This window comes from Streptococcus sp. V940, assembly GCF_054353495.1.
This window is the reverse complement of record NZ_JBTHHZ010000002.1, coordinates 1-23,142: the sequence shown is the minus strand read 5'-3', so window position 1 is coordinate 23,142 and position 23,142 is coordinate 1. Positions and strand designations below refer to the sequence as shown.

Annotated in this window: 21 protein-coding genes, 1 tRNA gene, 1 rRNA gene and 1 other RNA gene; 1 reads left to right on the top strand and 23 read right to left on the bottom strand. The window is 40.4% G+C overall.

The annotated features are described in order from the left end of the window. Positions 1-12: 12 nt before the first annotated feature. From purF to ACXYSM_RS06005, 9 genes are all read right to left on the bottom strand, one after another. Complete coding sequence (gene purF, locus ACXYSM_RS06045; protein WP_458634718.1) at positions 13-1,455, bottom strand: amidophosphoribosyltransferase; 1,443 nt, start codon at positions 1,453-1,455, stop codon at positions 13-15. 186 nt (positions 1,456-1,641) lie between these two features. Then, the gene (locus ACXYSM_RS06040) at positions 1,642-5,367 is read right to left on the bottom strand and encodes a phosphoribosylformylglycinamidine synthase (protein WP_458634717.1); all 3,726 of its coding nucleotides are present in this window, start codon (positions 5,365-5,367) and stop codon (positions 1,642-1,644) included. Positions 5,368-5,433: 66 nt separating this feature from the next. Then, positions 5,434-6,141 carry a phosphoribosylaminoimidazolesuccinocarboxamide synthase gene (purC, locus tag ACXYSM_RS06035; RefSeq protein ID WP_458634716.1) on the bottom strand — a complete coding sequence of 236 codons (708 nt, stop codon included), beginning with the start codon at positions 6,139-6,141 and terminating at the stop codon, positions 5,434-5,436. 161 nt (positions 6,142-6,302) lie between these two features. Beyond that, the gene (locus ACXYSM_RS06030) at positions 6,303-7,220 is read right to left on the bottom strand and encodes an HlyD family efflux transporter periplasmic adaptor subunit (protein ID WP_458634715.1); all 918 of its coding nucleotides are present in this window, start codon (positions 7,218-7,220) and stop codon (positions 6,303-6,305) included. A gap of 12 nt (positions 7,221-7,232) precedes the next feature. Beyond that, positions 7,233-9,386 carry a peptide cleavage/export ABC transporter ComA gene (comA, locus tag ACXYSM_RS06025; RefSeq protein ID WP_458634714.1) on the bottom strand — a complete coding sequence of 718 codons (2,154 nt, stop codon included), beginning with the start codon at positions 9,384-9,386 and terminating at the stop codon, positions 7,233-7,235. 212 nt (positions 9,387-9,598) lie between these two features. Then, positions 9,599-9,835 carry an acyl carrier protein gene (locus tag ACXYSM_RS06020; RefSeq protein WP_458634713.1) on the bottom strand — a complete coding sequence of 79 codons (237 nt, stop codon included), beginning with the start codon at positions 9,833-9,835 and terminating at the stop codon, positions 9,599-9,601. 10 nt (positions 9,836-9,845) lie between these two features. Continuing rightward, on the bottom strand, positions 9,846-10,838 hold the full coding sequence (gene plsX, locus ACXYSM_RS06015) for a phosphate acyltransferase PlsX (RefSeq protein WP_458634712.1): 993 nt from the start codon (positions 10,836-10,838) through the stop codon (positions 9,846-9,848). After that, on the bottom strand, positions 10,835-11,605 hold the full coding sequence (gene recO, locus ACXYSM_RS06010) for a DNA repair protein RecO (RefSeq protein WP_006150509.1): 771 nt from the start codon (positions 11,603-11,605) through the stop codon (positions 10,835-10,837). Before recO ends, plsX begins: the two co-directional genes overlap by 4 nt. Next, positions 11,602-12,771 (bottom strand): pyridoxal phosphate-dependent aminotransferase, encoded by a 1,170-nt coding sequence (locus tag ACXYSM_RS06005; protein WP_458634711.1) that lies wholly within the window; start codon positions 12,769-12,771, stop codon positions 11,602-11,604. The genes recO and ACXYSM_RS06005 overlap by 4 nt, the downstream gene beginning before the upstream one ends. A 154-nt stretch (positions 12,772-12,925) precedes the next feature. On the opposite strand from ACXYSM_RS06005, the gene ACXYSM_RS06000 reads away from it, so the two are divergent. Beyond that, a complete protein-coding gene (locus tag ACXYSM_RS06000; RefSeq protein WP_414277326.1) occupies positions 12,926-13,936 on the top strand; it encodes a YeiH family protein in 1,011 nt (336 codons plus the stop codon). A 133-nt stretch (positions 13,937-14,069) separates the two neighbouring features. Here the strand turns inward: ACXYSM_RS06000 and ACXYSM_RS05995 are convergent, their stop codons facing one another. The 14 genes from ACXYSM_RS05995 to rrf all read right to left on the bottom strand — a co-directional run bounded on the left by ACXYSM_RS05995 (position 14,070) and on the right by rrf (position 23,132). Then, positions 14,070-14,507: a CoA-binding protein gene (locus ACXYSM_RS05995; RefSeq protein WP_414268921.1), complete on the bottom strand. Its 438-nt coding sequence runs from the start codon at positions 14,505-14,507 to the stop codon at positions 14,070-14,072. Between the two features lie 112 nt (positions 14,508-14,619). Next, entirely contained in the window at positions 14,620-15,588 is a 969-nt protein-coding gene (locus ACXYSM_RS05990) for a ribose-phosphate diphosphokinase (RefSeq protein ID WP_414268922.1), read from the bottom strand. Positions 15,589-15,803: 215 nt separating this feature from the next. Continuing rightward, complete coding sequence (locus ACXYSM_RS05985; protein ID WP_004250355.1) at positions 15,804-16,298, bottom strand: beta-class carbonic anhydrase; 495 nt, start codon at positions 16,296-16,298, stop codon at positions 15,804-15,806. A gap of 162 nt (positions 16,299-16,460) precedes the next feature. Beyond that, entirely contained in the window at positions 16,461-17,156 is a 696-nt protein-coding gene (locus ACXYSM_RS05980) for a TIGR00266 family protein (protein ID WP_458634710.1), read from the bottom strand. 71 nt (positions 17,157-17,227) lie between these two features. Then, positions 17,228-18,592, bottom strand: a complete 1,365-nt coding sequence (gene radA / locus ACXYSM_RS05975; protein ID WP_080555149.1) for a DNA repair protein RadA — start codon at positions 18,590-18,592, stop codon at positions 17,228-17,230. Between the two features lie 39 nt (positions 18,593-18,631). Then, positions 18,632-19,123, bottom strand: coding sequence for a hypothetical protein (locus ACXYSM_RS05970; protein WP_458634709.1), 492 nt, complete (start codon positions 19,121-19,123; stop codon positions 18,632-18,634). A gap of 15 nt (positions 19,124-19,138) precedes the next feature. After that, complete coding sequence (locus tag ACXYSM_RS05965; protein WP_458634933.1) at positions 19,139-19,678, bottom strand: histidine phosphatase family protein; 540 nt, start codon at positions 19,676-19,678, stop codon at positions 19,139-19,141. 1 nt (position 19,679) lies between these two features. Then, positions 19,680-20,123: a dUTP diphosphatase gene (locus ACXYSM_RS05960; RefSeq protein WP_000701988.1), complete on the bottom strand. Its 444-nt coding sequence runs from the start codon at positions 20,121-20,123 to the stop codon at positions 19,680-19,682. Between the two features lie 53 nt (positions 20,124-20,176). Beyond that, an RNA gene (ffs, locus tag ACXYSM_RS05955) (signal recognition particle sRNA small type) lies at positions 20,177-20,275 on the bottom strand. Between the two features lie 32 nt (positions 20,276-20,307). After that, complete coding sequence (gene tadA / locus ACXYSM_RS05950) at positions 20,308-20,775, bottom strand: tRNA adenosine(34) deaminase TadA (protein WP_454379323.1); 468 nt, start codon at positions 20,773-20,775, stop codon at positions 20,308-20,310. Between the two features lie 199 nt (positions 20,776-20,974). Further along, positions 20,975-22,261: an adenylosuccinate synthase gene (locus ACXYSM_RS05945; RefSeq protein ID WP_004250345.1), complete on the bottom strand. Its 1,287-nt coding sequence runs from the start codon at positions 22,259-22,261 to the stop codon at positions 20,975-20,977. A 243-nt stretch (positions 22,262-22,504) separates the two neighbouring features. Continuing rightward, positions 22,505-22,738 carry a sigma(X)-activator ComW gene (gene comW, locus ACXYSM_RS05940; protein WP_025170381.1) on the bottom strand — a complete coding sequence of 78 codons (234 nt, stop codon included), beginning with the start codon at positions 22,736-22,738 and terminating at the stop codon, positions 22,505-22,507. 199 nt (positions 22,739-22,937) lie between these two features. Then, a tRNA-Asn gene (locus ACXYSM_RS05935) sits at positions 22,938-23,011 on the bottom strand. Between the two features lie 5 nt (positions 23,012-23,016). Beyond that, positions 23,017-23,132 (bottom strand): 5S ribosomal RNA (gene rrf / locus ACXYSM_RS05930). Between the last annotated feature and the right edge of the window lie 10 nt (positions 23,133-23,142).

Genomic DNA, 23,142 nt, shown 5'->3' with positions numbered 1-23,142 from the left:
CAATGGGGAATTTTATTTGTAAAAACTCGTTTTTTCTTCCAAACTTCTACGATATTCTTCTTCATAGTCGTAGAGAGGGGTTGGATATTTCCCATCAAAGTAAGCGACACAGAGACCGCCATTCGGCGCATCTGTTTCGATGCCGATAGAATCAATCAAGCCATCAATCGAAAGATAGGTCAGGCTATCCGCACCAATGATTTGGCATGTTTCTTCAACCGTGTGATTAGCCGCAATCAACTCCTGACGCGTCTGGATATCAATCCCATAGAAACATGGATAGGCAAGAGCAGGACTCCCAATGGCAACGTGCACTTCTGATGCCCCCGCTTCTTTCAAGAGTTGGACAATGCGACGAGATGTCGTGCCTCGTACAATCGAGTCATCAATCATGACAACGCGTTTGCCTTTAACGACACCAGAAACAGCAGATAACTTCATCCGAACCCCTTGCTCGCGTAATTCTTGAGTCGGCTGGATAAAGGTCCGTTGCGTATATTGGTTCTTGATGAGCCCCATTTCATTTGGTAGACCTGATTCTTCCGCAAATCCCATAGCTGCGCTAAGAGAGGAGTTTGGCACCCCGACTACGATATCAGCTTCATACTTGAACTCACGTGCCAGTTGAGCTCCCATTCTCTTACGAGCCGTATGGACATTGACACCATGGATGTTAGAGTCGGGACGGGCAAAATAGATATACTCCATGGAACAGATAGCCAACTGAGTATCGTTTGTATAGCTGTCATACTGGATGCCATTGTCATCAATAATGACAATCTCGCCTGGTTTCACATCGCGAATCCACTCAGCACCGATGACTTCAAAGGCGCAGGTTTCAGATGAAACAACAACTGCTCCATTAGCCATTTTCCCGATTGATAGAGGTCGGAAGCCGTTTGGATCAAGAGCTGCAATCAACTTGTCTTCAAACATCAAGAGATAAGCGAAACCACCTTTGACAAGGCTAAGTGCTTCCTTGATTTTACCCATCAGGTTTGGATTGTGGCTACGACGAATAAGATGAGCCAAAATTTCAGAATCTGAAGTCGAGCTGAAAATTGCCCCTCTTTGTTCCAATTCTTGCTTGAGAGATTCTGCATTGGTCAGATTCCCATTATGAGCCAAACCAAACTGCATATCGTGAAAACGGAAGAGGAAAGGTTGAATATTGTCTACAGAAGCTTCTCCCGCAGTCGCATAACGTACATGCCCAATCGCTCCATTCCCTGTCAATTTATCCAAATTAGCAGGATTTTTGAAGACTTCTGATAAAAGCCCCATATCACGATGGCGCTTCAATTGTCCATGGTCATTGGAGAGGATCCCTGCCCCCTCCTGACCACGGTGCTGAAGACTATGGAGTCCAAAATAGGTCAATTTGGCAGCATCCGGATGACCCCAAATACCGAAAACACCACATTCTTCATTAAGAGATTTTACTTCGTATGTCATTTTATATACCTAATTTTTATTTGTGTATCATCCCTTTAGTAGTAGGGTCACTCTCAACGAAACCACTTGGGAATGATACGGTAGAAGTTCGTTTCACTCGCAAATGAAATCCTTTGCAATCATCACGAACTAGATCTACTTGATTTTACATTTACTGATGGTTATCTATTAGAAAATCTGCAAATCTTATTTTCCAGTAAAATATTTAACCGCTGACGCAAAGAGGTACTGGTCTTTATCTCCTGGAATATTTTGGAAGAGACCATCTTCAAAACGTTCTGAGTGTCCCATCTTCCCAATAATTTGACCGTTCTTGCTTGTAATACCTTCAATAGCATTGACAGAACCATTTGGATTGTATTTAGAATCCATGCTTGGTTTACCTTCAAAGTCAACATACTGGCTAAAGATTTGCCCATTGTCACGAAGCTCTGCAAATTCCTCAGTCGTTACGACAAATTTACCTTCACCGTGTGATACTGGGATGGCATGGATGTCACCAACTTCCACTCCAGCAAGCCATGGTGAGTTGGTATTGGCAATCCGTGTTTCTACCATCTTAGCCACGTGTTGGTTGGCATCATTGTAGAAGAGGGTTGGACTCGTACTGCTTGCATCTTCAAAATTACCGTATGGAAGAAGACCTGATTTGACAAGAGCTTGGAATCCGTTACAGATACCGATAATCAAACCGCCACCTTCAATGAAGCTATCGATGGCTGCACGTACTTTTTCATTGAGCAAGATGTTAACGATAAATTTAGCTGATCCATCTGGTTCATCGGCTGCTGAGAAGCCACCTGCAAAGAAGATAATGTTAGCTTTTTCGATATTGTCAACCATGGTGTCAACAGACTTGACAATTGCTTCTTCATTCAATGTGACAAATGGTACCAAGTTAACTTGAGCACCTTCTTTTTCAAAGGCCTTAGCTGAATCGTACTCAGAGTTAGTACCTGGGAACACTGGGATGTAAACCACTGGTGTCTCAACTGTTTCTTTGGCTTTGATAACAGCATCTGATGCCACAGCTGGTACTTCTTCCAACTCAGTTGCTTGTGCAAATTCCGTTGGGTAAACCTCTTCCAATTTACCTTGGAAGGCACTGTCAAGCTTGTTTCCATCAAGCGTTACATCGTTGACAGTAAGTGTAAAGTCAGCTACTGTTTGTCCGATCTTCTCAACACCTGCAATCTCTTCCGGAGATGTGAAGACAAATCCTCCCAATTGAGCTGTCAAGGCAGTCTCAAGATTTTCAAGGGTTACAGTGGCACCAATATGGTTACCAAATGTTGCAAGGGCAAGAGCTTCAAGGACACCTCCATATTTGACAGCTGATGCAGATGTGACTTTATAATCAGCTTGGATGGCTTCAAATTGAGCAAAGTTAGACTTGATAAGATCAAAGTCAATTTCTTGGGCCAAAGCTTGACCTGGGATGTAATAGATATTTTCACCAGCAGTTTTAAATTCTGGAGAAAGGACCTTACGGCTATCTGCAGTTGTGACACCAAAAGCAACCAAGGTTGGTGGTACTGTCAATTCTTCAAAGGTACCAGACATAGAGTCTTTACCACCGATAGATGGCAAACCAAGTTGAATCTGAGCTTCAATTGATCCAAGGAGAGCTGCTACTGGTTGACCAAAACGCTCCGCTTGTTTATCCATACGCTCGAAGTATTCTTGATAAGAGAAACGAGCCTTAGACCAGTTTGCACCAGCAGCAACCAAACGAGCGGTTGCTTCGATGACCGCATAAGCCGCACCATGATATGGAGACCATTCTGCTACATAAGGGTTGAACCCTTGCGCCATAACAGAAGCAGTTGTTGTCACACCATGTTGGACTGGCAATTTCTGTACAGAAGCTTCAGTTGGTGTGATTTGGTAGCGACCACCAAGTGGGTGATTGACTGTTGAACGACCAACTGAGCTATCAAAGATGGTTTGTAAACCTTTTTGACTGGCATGGTTAAGGTCAGCCAAGACTTCAAGAGTATCAGATTCAAGGGTTTCAGCAGATGTTTGGCGTTCTTCTGGAAGCTTGACATCCTTGTCAACTACCTTAGCATCTACAACTACACGCACACCATTTGTATCAAGGAAACGACGTTCCAAATCAACAATCGTTTCACCATTCCAGTGCATGACAAGATTTGGTTTTTCAGTAACTGTTGCAACGACAACTGCATCAATATTTTCTTTGTTACATGCTGCAATGAAGGCATCTACGTCTTCTGGACGAACCACCACAGCCATACGTTCCTGAGATTCAGAGATGGCAATTTCGGTACCGTTCAAACCTTGGTATTTCAATGGCACTTTGTCTAGATCAATTTCAAGACCATCAGCCAATTCACCGATAGCCACACAGACACCACCAGCACCAAAGTCATTTGATTTCTTGATCAGACGTGTTACATCCCCGTTACGGAAAAGACGTTGAATCTTCCGTTCTTCGATGGCATTTCCTTTTTGGACCTCAGCACCAGCTGTTTCAACTGATTCAACCGTTTGAACTTTAGAAGAACCTGTCGCACCACCGACACCGTCACGTCCAGTCTTACCACCGAGCAAGATAATTACATCACCAGCTTCAGGTTTTTCACGAACAACATTTTCCTTAGGAGCCGCACCGACCACAGCACCTAGCTCCATACGCTTAGCAACGAAACCTGGGTGGAAGTATTCACGAACATAGGTTGTTGCAAGACCAATTTGGTTACCGTATGAAGAATAACCGTGAGCTGCTGTTTTAGAAATCACTTGTTGTGGTAATTTACCAGCACGAGTTTCAGCAATTGGTGTTGTAATATCACCAGCACCTGAAATACGCATGGCTTGGTAAACGTAGGAACGACCTGACAAGGGGTCACGAATGGCACCACCGATACAAGTAGCCGCACCACCAAATGGTTCGATTTCTGTTGGGTGGTTATGGGTTTCGTTCTTGAACATGAGAAGCCATGGTTCTTTGATACCATTGACATCCGCTTCAATTTCAACTGAGCAGGCATTAATTTCATCAGATACTTCCATGTCATCCAAACGACCATTAGCACGCTCATAACGGCCAAAAATAGTCGCCATATCCATCAAGGTTTGAGGTTTTTCTGTACGTCCTAGCTCGTCACGCATAGCGATATACTTGTCATAAGTCGCTTGCAATTGTTTTTCAAATTTAGAAGCTGAGAAGTCGATGTTCTTCAACTCAGTCTCGAAAGTTGTATGACGGCAGTGGTCAGACCAGTAAGTATCCAACACCTTCAACTCAGTCTCAGTTGGCACACGTCCAATTGACTTGAAGTAATCTTGAATGAAGAGCAGGTCATCTACTTCCATTGCCAATCCTTGCTCTGCCTTATACTGTGTAGAATCTTCTGCTGTATAAGTTTCAAAGAAATCCAAGTTTGGAATGGTCTTATCAGACTCAGAGAAATCCTGTTTCGCAATACCAACAGTGATGTCTTTGAAACGAGAATCCACTGGGTTCAAAAGGTAATTTTTGACAGCTTCCAATTCATTCGCAGCAATGTCCTTGTTAACCAAGTACAATTGAGCAGTATTTACCGTTACATCACTTGAGCTACCAAGCAACAGCAAAGCTTCTTGTGAAGACGCCGCACGTTGGTCAAATTGACCAGGCAAACTTTCGATAGCAAAGAAAGCAAACTTCTCAAGATCAGCCTTAACCGCAGCTTCATCCAAAACAGTATCGGTCACTTGCTCAGAGAAAATATGTTTTTCCGCACGCGCAAACAAATCCTCTGCCAAGCCAAAAACATCATAAACCTGAACAATCCGAAGATCCTTCAAGGTTTTCAACTGAAGATTATGCTGTAATTCTTTTACTAAAGAATCAGATTTGACACGAAAATCAGCTTTTTTCTCAACGAAAATACGTTTATCCATTTTAGTTCCTTTATCTATTTCTACTTAAAGATTGTAGTGACGACCAAGTATTCTATTTGTAAAAGGCTACTTCAATCCTTGCAATTTTTCTAACACGACCTTATAAACATCCGTTAGACTTCCCAAGTCCCTACGAAAAACATCCTTGTCCATATGGTGCCCTTCAGCATCCCAAAGGCGGCAGTTATCTGGTGAAAATTCATCTGCCAAGATAATTTTGCCATCCTTATCAAAACCGAATTCCAATTTGAAATCAATCAAACGGAGACCAATTTGCGCAAACCAATCTTTCAGCAATCCATTGATACGACGCGTTTCTTCCTTGATATAAGCGATTTGTTCATCATTGGCAATATCCAAGAACTTCACATGCTCATCATTGATAAATGGATCATCCAAATCATCGTTCTTGTAGTAAAATTCAACGATAGGAGTTTTCAAGTCCAAACCTTCTTCAACACCGAAACGTTTTGAGAAAGAACCCGCAGTCACGTTACGAAGCACAACCTCCAAAGGAATGATTGAAACCTTCTTGTTAAGTTGTTCTGTATCAGAGATACGTTCGATAAAGTGAGTAGCCACACCCGCAGCATTCAATTTTTCAAAAATAAGAGACGAAATCTGATTATTGAGCACACCTTTGCCTTCGATGGTCTCTTTACGAGTACCATTCAGCATGGTAGCCTGGTCCTTATAAACGGACCTAATCACATGTTCGTCTTCTGTAGTATAGATATCTTTAGCTTTTCCCGTATAAATAAGTTTGCTGGACATTTTATTATTCGCCTTTCGTATTACTTGGCCTCATTCTAACACAAAAAAAAGCAGAAATCAAATGTTTTACGAACGTAAACGTATTCCCTCCTGAGTTTTATAAAAACTGTAAATCGTTTTAGGATTACAGTTTTTAAATATTATTTAAGAAAAAGTGATCATTATTCCCAATTCAAGAAATCATCCAAATAATAGCGTAAATAACTTTTCTTGCCTGTAATTATCTGTAAACGGCCTTCTAAACCGTACCTAAGCTTTTCAGCTTGTTCTTGAGTTATTTTTGTTTCCGCTTCTATTTTAAAGAAATTTCCTTGGTCAGTTCTCGTTGCAATTGTATCAATACTAGTGATAGTAGAAACAAGTCTCACTTGACCATTAGCACCATTAGTCGTGGTAAAGCGTACAGAATCTCCAATCTTGATTCTCACAATATCTTTTGAACTAAGATAGGCCGTCAATTTTGTTTTCCCTTCTCTATCTAATAGTGGATATAATTTAGCCAGTAATGTTCCTTCTGTGACTACCGCAGATTGATTCCTTTCAGGATTGAGATAAAGAACTCCGTCTTCCTGGGCTCTTATTGTTCCTTTTTCGAGTAAGCTAGTTTGATTTTTTTTGCCTATTTCTCTTTCTAAATCATCTTGCTCTAAAGCAATCTGCTCTTGTACAGTCGAAGAATTCTGAGAAAAGAGACCTATATTGGGCTGTGTAGTACTGTTCTTAAGGTTACTTGTTTTACTTTGATGATTTCTAAAACTCTCCAACTGATTAACATTGGCTTCATCCTGGATCACATCTCCAACCTCCTGATACTGAACAAGTAAATCTCCTCGTTGCACTTGTTTGTTCTCTTCCAGATAATTAACTACCATCCGCCTATTACTAGTTGATTGGATATTAGCAATGATACGACTAGGTTCAACTGTAGCTTTCGAAGATAAACTAATTTCCTTTTCTGCAAACATCGCAAATCCAAACATAAACACAACCAAAAGTGACATAGGAAAAATCACTCGGCTGGAAAAATTATGATAACGTCGATTATAAAATTCCGCACTTTCTAAAAAATCAAGGTGCATTATTTCTCCTTTCTAACAGTTAACTAAATGAGTATAAAAACTATTTCGAGCAAGCAAGTCAGCATGATTCCCCTCCTCTACAATCTTACCCCGATCCAAAACGATAACCTTCTCCACCCGTTCAGCAATAGTCAAACGGTGAGCGATGAAAATCAAGGTCTTATCTAGATTCATGAGATTGTCTACTATCCGTTTCTCTGTTAAGATATCTAAACTGCTCGTCGCCTCATCCAAAATCAAGGTAGAGGCATCTGTCAAAAGAGCGCGCGCCAAAGCAATCCTCTGGCGTTGACCACCAGAAATCCCTGTCCCATCAGAAGTTAATTCTGTCTGGTAATTCAAGGGCATACGCTCAATATCTTCACGAATTTCTGCTAGCTCAACTGCACGTAGTATATCCTCCCGAGTCGTACCCTCCTTGGCTCCAAGGAGAAGGTTTTCTAAAATTGTTCCATTGAATACATAGGGTTGTTGAGGTAAATAGTTGATATGTTGGCGTAGAGACTTTTTATCAATCTGATTTAAATTCATATCCCCCAGTCTGATTTCTCCCTGATTTGGGTTGTAAAAATTAACCATCATCTTAGCTAGGGTCGACTTCCCTGATCCTGAAATCCCTACAAGAGCTATTTTAGAGCCCTGTTTGATTGTCAAATTGATATCTGATAAGATATCTTGACCATATTCATACTTGTAGTGAATTCCCTTAAAAGTCATATCTCCTTGAACCATACTCAAATCCTCTACCATTTTCTGTTCTTCAAACTCGGATTTGACCAGATACACCTCGTTGAGACGACTATTAGCAACTTGAGCTGTTTGAAGCTTACTCTGAAGGTTGATGATGTTTTCTAGAGGATTAGTAAAATAATAAAGAAGTGTATTATACGTAATCAACTGGCCCAAACTCATTTCACCAGTCATAACGAAATTAGCCCCTATCCATAATACGCAGACATTTAGCGACAGTTGAGCAAGTTTTTTAAGAGCTTTTTGCTGACTTTCTGCTCTACTATAAGTAAAGGATCTTTTCAGATAGTCCACAAATTCCCTATCAATCTTTTGGTAGCGTGTTTTTTCGCTAGCCAATGATTTAATCGTTTCAATCCCATTGATATCCTCTATAACGGAAGATGATAGAGTTGCATTTGCTTCCATGGCATACCGGTTCATTTTTTCAAAAGGCTTCATAAAAACAAATATAATTACAGCATAAATGGGAAGACCCAATAAGCTTATGAAAAAGAGACTACTATTTTGCAAAAACAAGATTATGGAAATAATCAATACCGTAGATATATCTAAAAAAATTGAAATAATGGTTGAAGCTAAGGCATCTATGATACTATTGGCATCTGTAAATCGAGACACGATTTCCCCCGTCCGTCGAGTCGCAAAAAAGGACACAGGTAGATGAAAAACATGTTTGATATAAGATAAAATAACATCAATCGATAGACGTTGCCCAAGGACAATTAATAGGTAATCTTGAGCAAAAGACAAAATCTGCTGAAGGGCATACACGATAACAAGACATATAGAAATAACACTTAGGGTCGAAGATGTCTGATTTGGTACATAGGTATCAATAATAGATTGTAGATAGTATGAACCAACGATATTAATCAAGGTTACTAGAACTGTCGCTAAAATGATATTGATGATCAAACCTTTCTGATTTATCAAAATAGGCAGAAAAGAAGTCAGACCCTGATTCTTGTCCTTATGTGGCTGATAATTTGGGGAAGGAGCCACAAAAATAGTTGTTCCTGTCCATTCTTCTTCAAATCTTTCACGCGATAGTTTGGTCAGTCTAACCTCTGGATCTGGATCAGCTATATGGATATTCTGCTTATCCTTTCCTGTCACTACGTAATAATGAAATAATTCTTTGTCCTTAAGCACGTGAACCACAAAAGGAAAGATTAAATTTGGAGAATCAAATAAAGTCATGTCTGCTTGAATAGCCTGTGGCTCAAAACCTAATGTTTCCGCAGCCTTCACCAGACCCAAAGCTGTCGTCCCATTTATAGTCGTTTTGGCTAATTCACGAAGACGCGCTAATGAATAATAGCTTCCAAAATAGCCAAACACCATGGCCAACGAAGCCACTCCGCAGTCCTTCTGATCCATCTGTGAGCGGTAGTGTTTTTTCCTAAATTTCATATTCTTATCCTTTTTCTTAACAATCTAATTAAAAGTTCTATAAGATTATTTTAGCCAAACAAAGTAAGAAATAGATAACTCTTTCTAAAAAAACAAAATCTACACCCAAATAGCACTTTTAAAAGTTTAAGCAAACATATGGATTGACAAATCCGTTAAAATAAATATTCCACACAATCAAAAAAGCAACATGACCAGCATGTTGCTTTTTCTTATATTCTATTTTTAATGATTGCTAATACGTCTGCAACACTTTGGAGGTTGTCAATTTCTTCATCACCGATTTCGATTCCAAATTCATCCTCAACGGTTAGGACAAATTCCATCAAATCTACTGAATCAGCATTCAAATCATCCTTTAAGCTCAAGTTTTCGGTTACGACAAAGTCTTCTCCTTGACGCTCTTGAATGATGGTTACGATACGGTCAAAAATTTGTTGTTCTGTCATATTGTTCTCCTTATTCCTCTGAAAATTCACGCGCAGTTTGGGCAACTACATCTGTCTCAAGCATGGTACGAATCTGGCGTATTGTGCTATAGACAGCCTTGGCATCACTTGAGCCATGAGTCTTAACTACTGGTGCCTTAACACCAAACAGAACCGCGCCTCCAACATCTGAATAGTTGAGCTGTTTTTTCAAACCTTTGAGGTTATCCTTAAGAAGGAAAGCCCCTAGCTTGGCTCTAAGACCGCCACCTACAATAGCATTTTTAAGCAAGCCCATGATACCCATAGCAGTCCCTTCAATAGCTTTGAGCACAGCATTTCCCGTGAAACCATCTGTTACGACTACATCAGCAACACCATCCATCAAATCACGCGCTTCCACGTTCCCGACGAAATTCAAACTCTCGTCAGCCACTAATAGGTCATAGGCTTCCTTTCGGAGTGGATCTCCCTTGCTGCTCTCTGTCCCGTTATTAAGCAAACCTACACGAGGTTTTTCAATGCCACGAACATTTCTAGCATAGAAGGAACCTAAGATAGCGTATTGATGCAGGTGATGAGCTGTATTTTCTGCATTGGCACCAAGGTCAAGCATATCAAAACCTTTTCCATCAATAGTTGGCAAGGTTGACATAAGACCTGGTCGATCGATATTTTTGATACGACCAACGATGAAGAATCCTGCTGCTAACAAGGCACCTGTATTTCCTGCAGAAAGAACTGCATCTGCCTCTCCATCTTTGACAGCCTTAGCTGCCAATACCATGCTGGCATTTTTCTTCTTGCGGATGGCTTTTGTAGGCTCATCATCTGAGTCGATTTTTTCATCCGTATGGATAATACTAACGCGCTCTGTGGCTGTTAGATATTGCTTGATTTTACTTTCGTTTCCGTAAAGTTGAATCTCAATATCTGAGAAGTCAGCAAGGGCTTGATTAACTCCCTCTACAATAGCTTGTGGTGCGTAATCGCCACCCATTGCATCAACTGCGATTTTTTTCATTTGTCTTCCTCTTTCAGTAGTTGTCCCCAGTCAGCTAGGGAATCAATAAATTTCTTTGATTTCAGATGAATGCCGACATATTCCTCGTAGATTTGGTCCATAAACTTGCGCAAGTCCTGCTTGATTTCGGCCTTAAGTGAGATAGTCTCCAAGGTCTCAAAATCAATGGCTTGAAATTGATTGAGCAGATAAGGAATATTGGGATTTAAATGACATCGTTTCTCATCTTCATGGTAATGATCGGGACAAAGACAACCCCCGTATTTGAAGGAGAAGTCAAAGGCTTGCCCCACACGATGACAAAAGGTACACTCATTAAAGTTGAGACTGATTCCAAAACGTGTCAATATTTGAATTTCAAAAATATTGGTCAAAACTTGATAATCCAGACCCTCTTCCATCAGCTCTAAAGTCTTTTGCAAAAAAGCAAATAAGGGAGCATCTTCTTGGTTATCCTGCAAACTCGCATCTGCCAAGGCTGCAACGTAAGTCGCATAAGCCATAACAAAGAGGTCACTATTGATTTTCGGAAAAGTCTTCACCTCATGATAATCTTCTATATAACTAAGTCCATCGTCATTGACTTTTAGGAGAAAATGGGCTAAGACTAAAGGTTGAATGACAGGAGCTAGTTTGGATTGGCCGGCGTGTTTGACAAAAAACATGCGCTTGCCTGCCTGTTCTGTAAAGATTTTAACAAGCTTATCATCCTCTCGAAAATTTCGATTGTAAAGCACTAAACCCTGACTCGTAATCGATTGAATCATGCTTCTCTCATGTACTCCTCAAGTCGTTTCATAGCTTCTCTGATGGTTCCCATGCTAGCTGCATAAGATAGGCGAACATAGCCCTCTCCATACTGTCCAAAGGCAGCACCAGGAATAAAGGCAACAGCCTTCTTCTGGGCAAAATCCTTCAGAAAAGCAAAGGAATCTTGATTATAGCCTGCTGGAATCTTAGCAAAGATATAAAAGGCGCCATCTGGTTTGATAATCTCAAAACCAAGGTCAGTCATTTTCTCAATAATGTAGTCCCGACGCTGGATATATTCCTTCTTCATGGGTTCTGCATCATCTTTACCAGCTGTCAAAGCTTCCACCGCAGCATGTTGCGCCATGGTGTTTGCAGCAGTTACCAAATACTGATGACTCTTGATGAGTTGAGCTGTGAAGTTTGCTGGTGCAAAGATAAAACCTAAACGCCAACCTGTCATGGCATGGGATTTAGAAAGACCGTTAATGATAATTGCCTGATCTCTCAACATAGTTCCCAAAGATACATGATTTTCCCCTGTATAGGTCAATTCTGAGTAGACTTCATCACAGACTACGAAAATCTCATACTTACGTAAAACAGCTGCCAAGGCTTCTAATTGCTCGCGACTATAAGTAATTCCTGTAGGGTTGGCTGGATAGTTGAGAATAACTGCCTTGAGCTTGTCCCCTTGCTCCAAAATTGCCTTTTCCAACATCTCAGGCGTCAAAACAAAACCATTTTCAGTTGTATCAATCTCGACAATCTCTGCACCAACTAGATTAACTATTGGCTCATAGCCAGGATAGGCAGGAGCTGGCAAGAGAACCTTGTCTCCTTCCTCCAAAATAGCTGTCAGAGTGGCTGATAGAGCCTCTGTCGCACCAATTGTGACCAAGATTTCATTCTCTGGATTGTAGTCTAGCTGATATTTCTCTTTTACAAAATCACTCGCCGCCTGACGCAATGTCAACAAACCACTCATTCCTGTATAGTAGGATTGATCTTGGTCGATGGCTAGCTTTGCAGCCTCCTTGACATGATCTGGCGTTGTAAAATCTGGTTCTCCCAAGGTCAATCGCAGGACACCAGGAATCTCTGAAATAGCCTGGTCAAATTGACGAATCAAGGAAACTTGTATCTTATCTAATTGTTTATTAAAGCGTTTGGTTAAGTCCATATATATCCTCCTTGATCAAAGAACATATATCTATTATACTACAAAAGCTCTCTGACCGCAAAATTCCGTTAATTTACAACCTTATACCTACTTTCTATTTTACTTTTCTGACAGACAAGATTATAATAAGAAGTGCTTATTTTCGGAGGTTTTTATGTCATTTCTATCAAAGAATTGGGCAGGACTGTTAGCCTGTCTGATCATCTCAATCATCTCTTGGGTCTTAGGAGGCTTTCTGCCTGTTGTAGGAGCTCCTGTTTTTGCCATTTTTATCGGAATGATTCTCCATCCTTTTATCACTTCCTATACACAACTGGAAGCCGGTTTGACTTATAGCTCCAAAAAATTGCTTCAGTATGCTGTTATCTTGCTTGGGTTTGGACTCAATATCTCACAAGTTTTCGCAGTTGGAAAATCTTCCCTCCCTGTCATCCTTTCAACCATTTCTATCGCTTTAATTATTGCTTTCTTTTTCCAACGATTTTTTAACATGGATACAAAGCTAGCTACCTTGATTGGAGTTGGATCTTCTATCTGTGGCGGTTCTGCCATTGCAGCGACTGCTCCTGTTATTCACGCCAAGGAAAAAGAAGTGGCCCAAGCCATTTCTGTTATCTTTTTCTTCAATGTCTTGGCAGCTCTTATCTTTCCAACTCTAGGTTCTTGGCTCCATCTTTCCAGCGAAGGTTTTGCTCTCTTTGCGGGTACTGCGGTCAACGATACGTCCTCTGTGACAGCTACTGCTAGTGCCTGGGATAGTCTATACAATACAAACACTCTTGAGTCTGCCACTATTGTCAAACTGACCCGTACTCTAGCTATTATCCCTATCACTCTCTTCCTCTCTTACTGGCAAAGTCGTCAACAAGGAAACAACCAAGGTGTGAAGCTTAAAAAAATCTTCCCCGTTTTTATTCTCTACTTTATCCTAGCTTCTCTGCTAACTACTCTTCTTACATCTTTCGGTGTCAGCAATAGCTTCTTTTCGCCTCTCAAACAACTCTCCAAATTCCTCATCATCATGGCTATGAGTGCTATTGGTCTCAAAACCAACCTCATTGCTATGATCAAATCCAGTGGAAAATCCATTCTTCTTGGAGCCCTTTGCTGGATTGCTATCATCCTGACTAGTCTTGGCATGCAAACACTCATCGGCATTTTCTAATACTCTTCGAAAATCTCTTCAAACCACGTCAACGTCGTCTTGCCGTACTCAAGTACAGCCTGCGGCTAGTTTCCTAGTTTGCTCTTTGATTTTCATTGAGTACAACACAAAAGGTAGCCTAAAGGCTACCTTTTTATTGTTCAAGAATTAAACGTGTATGTTCTCTCTTGATGCAACGGTTCATCACGATGTCATCGCATCCCCCAGCACGCAAGATTTCTTCTGCTTCCAAACTTTCAAGTCCTAGTTGTGCCCAGAAAATCTTAGCATCCGCCTTGAGAAAGTCTCGTGCTACATCCGGTAAAAATTCACTGCGACGATAGACATTAACGATATCTACAGGGAAAGGAATTTCAGCTAGACTGGCATAAGCCTTTTCTCCCAAAATCTCGCCACCTGCAGCTTTAGGGTTAACTGGAATAATTTTATAGCCACGAGCCTGCATTTCTTTAGTCACTCGATTGCTAGTGGTTTCCTCACGATCGGATAAGCCTACTACAGCTAGAGTTTTACTGGTTGCTAGATACTGACGGACCACTCCATCGCTTGGATTGATAAATTCTTGAGTCATAGAAACCCTCCTTTTCATCAGTATAGCACATTTTGAAAAGGCTTGCAGTTATTGGCTACAAAAAAATTCCTAGCAGGAAAAAGCCGGCTAGGAAATTTATTCAAGTGAAAGACTAGATTTTTTTCTCGACACTAAATAAAGGAGAAAGAGGACGTTTTTCGTGAATACGGATAATAGCATCTGCTAAGAGATGAGCGATAGAGATTTGTTCAATCTTATCAATCAAACGTTCTTCTGGAAGATAGATAGTATCCAAAACAACCAATTTTTTAATGGCTGATTTCTGGATATTCTCCATTGCTGGACCAGAAAGAACTGGGTGCGTACAACTTGCGTAAACTTCAACAGCTCCTGCTTCTGCTAGAGCATCAGCCGCATGACAAATGGTTCCAGCTGTATCAATCATATCGTCAATCAAGATACAAGTCTTACCTTCTACCTTACCAATGATATTCATCACTTCACTAGTATTCATCTTGTCTACACTACGACGCTTGTCGATAATGGCAATTGGAGTTTTCAAAAATTCTGCTAATTTACGAGCACGAGTCACCCCACCGTGGTCCGGGCTGACAACGACATAGTCAGAACCAACCATGCCACGACGCTCAAAGTAATCCGCAATCAATGGAGCACCCATCAAGTGATCCACCGGAATATCAAAGAACCCTTGAATCTGTGCAGCGTGCAAGTCGATTGTCAACAAACGATCTACACCAGCAACTTCAAGCATATTTGCAACGAGTTTTGCAGTGATTGGCTCACGCGCTCTTGCCTTTCTATCCTGACGTGCATAACCATAGTAAGGCATAACAACATTGACAGATTCTGCACTGGCGCGCTTCAAAGCGTCTACCATAATCAAAATCTCAAGTAGATTATCATTTACTGGTGAGCTAGTTGATTGTAGAATAAAGACGTGTTTTCCACGGATCGATTCTTCGATATTAACTTGAATTTCTCCGTCTGAAAATTGACGAACAGTCGATTTTCCCAACTCTATCCCAATCTCTTGCGCCACACGCTCTGCCAATTCTCTATTTGAAGAAAGGGCAAACAGCTTTAAATCAGAAAAAGACATGATTTCCTCCGGTATTTATGTATCACTTGTGTTTTTCACAACATTTTTCCATCTACCATTGTAGCGCTTTTTTCTCGATTTTTCAATAAAAAATAAGACAAGAGTAGACTTTTATACTCTTATCTTATACTATCTTATATTAGTGATATCAAAGGTAAAACTTATCAACCTTCTCATCCTACTTCATGCTACTCCAGAAGCTTTTAATTAGAAAGTTAGTATATCTCCCTCATACTACCTGTATCCACATCGTAAACAGCTCCTGAAATAATAACATCATCTGGAATTAAGGGGCATTCTCGCAGCAATTTCATATCCTCTCGAACACTCTCATCGATGTCTTGAAACGGTAAAAAGTCCTGCCCAGATACATCTACTCCCAATTCACATTTTAGGTGCTCTTGAAAATCCTCGTTATTGAAGGTTTGAGCCCCGCAGTCTGTATGATGAAGAACCACAATTTCTCTTGTCCCCATTTGTTGTTGGGAAATTACAAGTGAACGAATCATATCCTCAGTCACTCGACCACCCGCATTCCGTAAAATATGGGCATCTCCAAGAGCTAACCCTAGAGCTGGTGCAACGTGTAAACGCGAGTCCATACAAGTTACGATTGCAACCTTTGTCTTTGGTTTAATGGATAGATGCAAATCTCCATGTAGTTCTACATAAGCTTGATTGGCTTTTAAAAAATTTTCAAAATAGGACATGACAACTCACTTTCTAGTCTGCCAGATAATTTGAACACCAAATTATTTATCTCCTATCTTACCATCTTTTCTTTGTCTTGTCAGCTGTCAACTTTCATATAAAAAAGCTGGGACAGAGACATCCAGCAACTAGCTTGGGTTTCTGTCCTAGTTTTTTAAATATTATGAACCTTTTTGGATATACTTGTTAAGAGAGCCTGCAAAGCTTTGAAGATTGAGACTTTGTACATAGACCTCACCAGTACCTCGGAAGGTATTCACCACTCCTTCACCCGTACCGATAGACTGCCAGAAGCCATTTTCTAAGTGGATATCATAGTCCAGAGATTGACTCCAAGCCACCACATGGGCATTGTCAATCGTTATTTCTTGGTTTTGCAACTCAATTTTCTTAATAGATCCAAAAGCATTAGCCAAAAGAGTTCCCTGACCTTGAGTTGTCATCACAAAGAGACCGCCTTGCCCTCCGAACAGAGCTTTCCCAATAGACTGGCGCTCCATTGTATAGGAAGCTGTACCATCAAGAGCTAAAAAGGCTCCATCATTCAATCGGTACTGCTTTTCGCCTAGCTCAAGAGCAATCACTTGACCAGGAGTGTCTGGTGCTAAAGCAAGGTTGCCGTTATCAGACTCTGCAACAGCTTGAGTGATAAAGGTACTTTCACCAGAAACCATTGAACGCCCTACAGCTTTGACAAAACGTCCCAAACCAGAACCGCTTGCATTGAGCTGGGTATTGAGACTTACATTAGGTGTATGGTAGACCATGCTACCACGCTGAATAAAGACCGTTTCTCCTTGGTTGAGCGACAACTCTACCAAAGGAAACTGCATGTGACTGTCCATAGAAAATTTCATCAGAAATTCCTCCTTACTTTTAATAAATGTTAACAATAAAATAATTAGTAATCTAAACCTGAGTAAAACGATTAGGAAAATACTTTTTTCAAGACTTCCTGAATAGTCGTCACCCCAATCACCTGAATTTCCTTAGGTGGCTTTATACCTGTTAGAGAATTTTTTGGTACATAGATTTTTGTAAATCCAAGCTTAGCAGCTTCATTGATCCGTTGTTCGATACGATTTACACGCCGAATCTCTCCCGTCAAGCCCAACTCTCCTACAAAACATTCCTGAGGATTGGTTGGTTTGTCCTTGTAGCTCGAAGCAATAGCAACTGCAACAGCCAGGTCAATAGCAGGTTCATCTAATTTGACACCACCAGCTGATTTAAGATAGGCATCCTGATTTTGCAAGAGAAGCCCTGCACGTTTTTCCAAGACAGCCATAATCAGACTAGCACGATTGAAATCAAGCCCTGTCGTCGTACGTTTAGCATTTCCAAACATGGTCGGCGTCACCAACGCCTGCACTTCCGCAAGAATTGGACGTGTTCCTTCCATTGTCACAACGATGGACGAACCAGTCGCTCCATCCAAGCGTTCTTCCAGAAACACTTCACTAGGATTAAGGACTTCAACCAAGCCACCTGATTGCATCTCAAAGATTCCAATCTCGTTGGTCGAGCCAAAACGATTTTTGACTGCTCTCAAGATACGGAAGGTATGGTGGCGTTCTCCCTCAAAGTAAAGCACTGTATCCACCATATGCTCCAACATACGAGGACCAGCCAAGGTTCCTTCCTTGGTCACATGCCCTACGATAAAGATAGCAATGTTATTGGTCTTGGCCAGCTGCATGAGCTCTGCAGTTACTTCCCGTACTTGAGAAACCGATCCTTGCACCCCTGAAATCTCAGGAGACATGATGGTCTGGATCGAATCGATGATAAGAAAGTCTGGTTGGATTCGCTCCACCTCAGCCCTCACGCTCTGCATATTGGTCTCAGCATAGAGATAAAACTCACTATCAATATCCCCCAAGCGCTCTGCACGGAGTTTGATCTGTTGAGCAGACTCCTCCCCACTGACATAGAGAACTGTTCCTACTTGAGACAACTGGGTTGATACTTGTAAGAGAAGGGTTGATTTTCCAATACCTGGATCTCCACCAATTAGGACGAGACTCCCTGGTACCACACCCCCACCGAGTACACGGTTGAATTCCTCCATCTCAGTCTTGGTTCGATTAACATTGATAGATGTTACTTCAGCCAATTTCATAGGCTTGGTTTTCTCACCTGTCAAGGACACACGCGCATTTTTGACTTCTGCAACCTCAACTTCCTCCACAAAAGAAGACCAAGCTCCACAGTTTGGACAGCGTCCTAAATACTTAGGTGAATTGTACTCACAATTTTGACATACAAATGTCGCTTTTTTCTTTGCTATAATTCTAATCCTCTCATTATAAAATATCTTATTCTTTTCACGTCAGCAACTATCTTGTTTCAGAACAGTAAGGCCACCATCATCCGCATGGACATAATACCGACCATCAGGACTAAATCCAAAAATATAGGGTAAATAACCTTTATAAATTTGACTTTTAGCTTCCTCATCTCTCCCCCAATAAATAGTTAAAATGGGATACTCTTCAGATTGGTCTTTATCCATTGTCACTCTGATGTCTTTGCCATTATCCAGAGGGAGACTTCCACCATATTGACCAGCAATAGGAATAGGAGAATCATAACCCTCACACATGGCTACTAACTCTATCTCATCGTAATCTCCGTCTATCGGTGTTACTTGCCCATTTTCGCTGTCAATGATTGATATGTAGTCTGAAGAAATACACAGAATTTTATGATAGGCATCAGGGAGAAATGCTAGGTAAAGAAATCCTCCAATACCAATCTCAAAAATCTTCTTATACTCTCGACAATTCTCGGTGGTAAAAGCTTGAAAATCCTTATAGCTCATTCATTGTGCTTCTTTCTATATCTCTATCTCACATTCAATCACTTGGCAAAAATCAATCTTCTCGTCTGGTACAAATTGGCGCATGAGCATTCCGTGAGTTACAATGATAATAGTTTTATAATTTTTATATTTTTCCAAAGCTCTTAAAAAACGATGACGCATCTCTAAATCAGTTTCATAGCGATAAGGAGAATCTTCAGATACAACTCCTGGATGTTTTAGATAATATTCATGAGCTACCAATACACTAGTTAAATCAGAGTTAGTTCCATCTAAGTCTGGACGCCACTCATGAAAAAACGGCTCTACAAATAAGTCCAATCCTGTTTCAACTGCTATATAATGTGCTGTTTCTAAAGCCCTCGTCACAGACGATGAAATAATAATCTCTGCCTTTCCAAAACATGCAGTTTTAGCAACTTCTTTTGCCAGACTGCGACCTTTTCCTGTCAATGGTGCTAAATCACGACCAAAACCACTATAGAGTTGCGGATTTTCAAGTTTATCAAGCATACTATAATCTGGCTCTCCATGACGTACAAAGATAATCTTCATCTTAGTGCCCAGTTGATCCAAATCCACCAGTACGAACTCCGTCTGCCTCGTCTCCATCTGCAATCAAGAAAGGTGCAAAGACAGCCTGAACCACACGTTCCCCAACTTCAAGAACAACCTCTTGGTCTGTAATATTCTTCATCTGTGCAAAGATATGTCCCTCATTCCCTGGATTGCCATAATAGTCTCCGTCAATGACACCCACAGAGTTAATCAAGACCAAACCTTTTTTACGAGGATTTGATGAACGGTCATAAAGATAGAGCACTTCAGTCGGCTGCATATAAGCCTTAACACCCGTTGGGACGAGAACAATCTCTCCTGGAGCGATAACCGTACGCACCGCAACCTTTAAGTCGTAGCCAGCTGCATGCGCTGTCTCACGTTTAGGCAACAGATTTTCATCTGTAAAACTAGAAACTAATTCAAAACCACGAATTTTCATATTATTCCTCTTTTTAATCTTTTATTCTAGGCTATTTTATCTTATTTATTCGAAAAAAGCACGAAAAAAGAGCACACAATTCACACTCGCTTAGGGCTGCTGGATTCCTCCCCTGACCCGCTTCACGCAGAACTGTTGCTCCACTAGTTATTATACCACATTCCCCTTTATTTTTAAAGAGAAATTATTTTTTACGTCGATTTCGGAAAAAGTCTTGCATAATCTCTGCGCACTCATTCTCTAAAACACCTGTTTCAACGTCCACACGGTGATTGAGCCTCTCATCTGTTAAAATATCGTACAAGCTCCCAGCAGCGCCAAATTTCTGGTTTTTAGCCCCGTAGACTACGTTTGGAATCCGTGCGAGACCAATTGCCCCACTACACATAACACAAGGCTCAATGGTCACAAAAAGCGTGCAATCGAGCAAACGCCAACTCTCTTCGCTCAAATTAGCATTCTCTATGGCCATAATTTCCGCATGCATGACTGCCCGTTGCAACTCCTCTCGCGCATTGTGTCCTCTCCCAATGACTTTTCCGTCCTTGACAATTACACAACCAATCGGGATTTCATCATGCTCTAAAGCAATCTCTGCCTCTTTTAAGGCCTCTCTCATAAAAGCTTCTTTTTCTTCAAGCGTGTAACTCATCTCTTCTCTCTTCCTAGCTATCAATTCTATCATTATACCATGTTTCTCAACACAAAAAAAGCCACCGAATGCGGTGACTTTATAGGGAGATTATTATGAAAAAGAAAAGTTTAGGAAATTTGTTACAACAAGTTAGGAGGTCTTCTTGTAACTGTCTATAGTATATCCGACCTGTCTTAAACAAATCTTAAAAAATCTCCTATGACCAAACACTTTCTAAAATATTTGTCTGTTCACGACCAGGACCTACTGAGAATGTTGAAATACGAACACCCACCAATTCGCTAACACGGCGAACATAGTTGCGTGCATTTTCAGGAAGGTCTTCCAAATTACGTACTCCAGTGATATCTTCAGACCAACCAGGCAATTCTTCGTAGATTGGTTTACAACGTTTCAATTGTTCGAGACTAGCTGGGTAGTAATCAATACGTTGACCATCAAGATCATAAGCCACACAGATTTTAACAGTATCCAAACCACTCAAAACGTCAATAGAGTTCAAAGAAAGATTTGTGATACCAGAAACACGACGGCTATGACGCATAACAACTGAGTCGAACCAACCTACACGGCGAGGGCGCCCAGTAGTTGTCCCATACTCATGCCCCACTTCACGAATACGATCACCAACTTCATCAAATAGCTCAGTTGGGAAAGGACCATCACCTACACGACTTGTGTAAGCCTTACATACACCGACAACTTTGTCAATCTTGCTTGGACCTACTCCAGAACCAATTGTCACCCCACCAGCCACTGGGTTTGATGAAGTAACAAATGGATAAGTACCTTGGTCAATATCCAACATAACACCTTGTGCCCCCTCAAAGAGAACCCGTTTACCATTATCAAGCGCGTCGTTCAAGATGACAGAAGTATCAGTCACATATTGCTTGATTTGTTGGCCATACTCATAGTATTCTTCAAAAATATCATCAATTGAAATAGGTTCACTATCATACAATTTTACAAATTGACGATTTTTCTCAGCAAGATTACGTTCTAAACGTTCACGGAAGATTTCTTTATCCAAAAGATCCGCAATACGAATTCCAACACGAGCTGCCTTGTCCATATAGGCTGGACCAATTCCTTTAATTGTCGTCCCAATCTTGTTATCACCCTTAGCTTCTTCTTGAAGACGGTCTAACTCAATGTGATAAGGCAAAATAACATGCGCACGATCAGAAATTCTAAGATTATCTGTTGTAACACCTTCTTCATGCAAATAAGACAATTCTTTTACAAGAGATTTAGGGTTGACAACCATCCCATTACCAATAACAGAGATTTTCTCTGGGAAGAAGATACCTGAAGGAATCAAGTGCAATTTAAATTTCTTTCCATCAATAACAATTGTGTGACCTGCATTATCTCCGCCTTGGTAACGAGCAATCACTTCCGCATTAGCTGAAAGAAAATCTGTAATTTTTCCTTTACCTTCATCACCCCATTGGGTACCTACAACAACAACTGAAGTCATAATAAATTTTCGTCTGAGCCAAAAGGCTCGTCCTTTCTCATATACATGGTGGGACTCTCACCCACAATTATATCTTACAATTTATTATAAGAAAAAAACACCATTTTATCAAGGATAAACACTAGAAAAGATTAGGGTTTTCCTTTGATTTTAAAATAAATAAAGTAAAAATTTAAGATTATACTATATATTTTTTATTATATATAAATTAACGTTCGTAATAAATGAAAATAACTGTATCTACTAACAATAATTGAATGTTTGTCCAAGTAAATGATTAAGATAGATACGATAAGCAGCCCTAAAATGATAGAGAAGAAAATCCTTCTCATTCTTAATCTTAAAACGAATTAAATAATAAAGTAAAAATTTAAGATGAAGTAATTCCCATTCATCAGTACTTTGAAATAAAATTGAATATTCATTTTCGATTTGCTTTAGAAAAACCAAAGATCGATCATAATATTTTTGAAGCATATAAAAAACCTTTCTTATTGATAAAACAAGTTTATCAGAAAGGCAAAATAAATAGATAAATATTTCTATAAAGTAAAAATTTTAAGCTGAACAAACTTAAAACAAAGAAAAGAAGTAAAAATAGATGGAAAAAAGCTCTGAAAAATCCAGAAAAATAAAGCCTAGAAAACAAAAAAACGTTCCTTAGAACGTTTAACTACTCCGCCAGTAGGACTCGAACCTACGACATCATGATTAACAGTCATGCGCTACTACCAACTGAGCTATGGCGGATAAAAGCTAAGCGACTTCCATATCTCACAGGGGGCAACCCCCAACTACTTCCGGCGTTCTAGGGCTTAACTTCTGTGTTCGGCATGGGTACAGGTGTATCTCCTAGGCTATCGTCACTTAACTCTGAGTAA

Bases quoted from the DNA above. Each gene is read 5' to 3' on its own strand.
- purF (WP_458634718.1), bottom strand. From the start codon at position 1,455: ATGACATACGAAGTAAAATCTCTTAATGAAGAATGTGGTGTTTTCGGT.
- ACXYSM_RS06040 (WP_458634717.1), bottom strand. From the start codon at position 5,367: ATGGATAAACGTATTTTCGTTGAGAAAAAAGCTGATTTTCGTGTCAAA.
- purC (WP_458634716.1), bottom strand. From the start codon at position 6,141: ATGTCCAGCAAACTTATTTATACGGGAAAAGCTAAAGATATCTATACT.
- ACXYSM_RS06030 (WP_458634715.1), bottom strand. From the start codon at position 7,220: ATGCACCTTGATTTTTTAGAAAGTGCGGAATTTTATAATCGACGTTAT.
- comA (WP_458634714.1), bottom strand. From the start codon at position 9,386: ATGAAATTTAGGAAAAAACACTACCGCTCACAGATGGATCAGAAGGAC.
- ACXYSM_RS06020 (WP_458634713.1), bottom strand. From the start codon at position 9,835: ATGACAGAACAACAAATTTTTGACCGTATCGTAACCATCATTCAAGAG.
- plsX (WP_458634712.1), bottom strand. From the start codon at position 10,838: ATGAAAAAAATCGCAGTTGATGCAATGGGTGGCGATTACGCACCACAA.
- recO (WP_006150509.1), bottom strand. From the start codon at position 11,605: ATGATTCAATCGATTACGAGTCAGGGTTTAGTGCTTTACAATCGAAAT.
- ACXYSM_RS06005 (WP_458634711.1), bottom strand. From the start codon at position 12,771: ATGGACTTAACCAAACGCTTTAATAAACAATTAGATAAGATACAAGTT.
- ACXYSM_RS06000 (WP_414277326.1), top strand. From the start codon at position 12,926: ATGTCATTTCTATCAAAGAATTGGGCAGGACTGTTAGCCTGTCTGATC.
- ACXYSM_RS05995 (WP_414268921.1), bottom strand. From the start codon at position 14,507: ATGACTCAAGAATTTATCAATCCAAGCGATGGAGTGGTCCGTCAGTAT.
- ACXYSM_RS05990 (WP_414268922.1), bottom strand. From the start codon at position 15,588: ATGTCTTTTTCTGATTTAAAGCTGTTTGCCCTTTCTTCAAATAGAGAA.
- ACXYSM_RS05985 (WP_004250355.1), bottom strand. From the start codon at position 16,298: ATGTCCTATTTTGAAAATTTTTTAAAAGCCAATCAAGCTTATGTAGAA.
- ACXYSM_RS05980 (WP_458634710.1), bottom strand. From the start codon at position 17,156: ATGAAATTTTCTATGGACAGTCACATGCAGTTTCCTTTGGTAGAGTTG.
- ACXYSM_RS05970 (WP_458634709.1), bottom strand. From the start codon at position 19,123: ATGAGCTATAAGGATTTTCAAGCTTTTACCACCGAGAATTGTCGAGAG.
- ACXYSM_RS05965 (WP_458634933.1), bottom strand. From the start codon at position 19,678: ATGAAGATTATCTTTGTACGTCATGGAGAGCCAGATTATAGTATGCTT.
- ACXYSM_RS05960 (WP_000701988.1), bottom strand. From the start codon at position 20,123: ATGAAAATTCGTGGTTTTGAATTAGTTTCTAGTTTTACAGATGAAAAT.
- tadA (WP_454379323.1), bottom strand. From the start codon at position 20,775: ATGAGTTACACGCTTGAAGAAAAAGAAGCTTTTATGAGAGAGGCCTTA.
- ACXYSM_RS05945 (WP_004250345.1), bottom strand. From the start codon at position 22,261: ATGACTTCAGTTGTTGTTGTAGGTACCCAATGGGGTGATGAAGGTAAA.
- comW (WP_025170381.1), bottom strand. From the start codon at position 22,738: ATGCTTCAAAAATATTATGATCGATCTTTGGTTTTTCTAAAGCAAATC.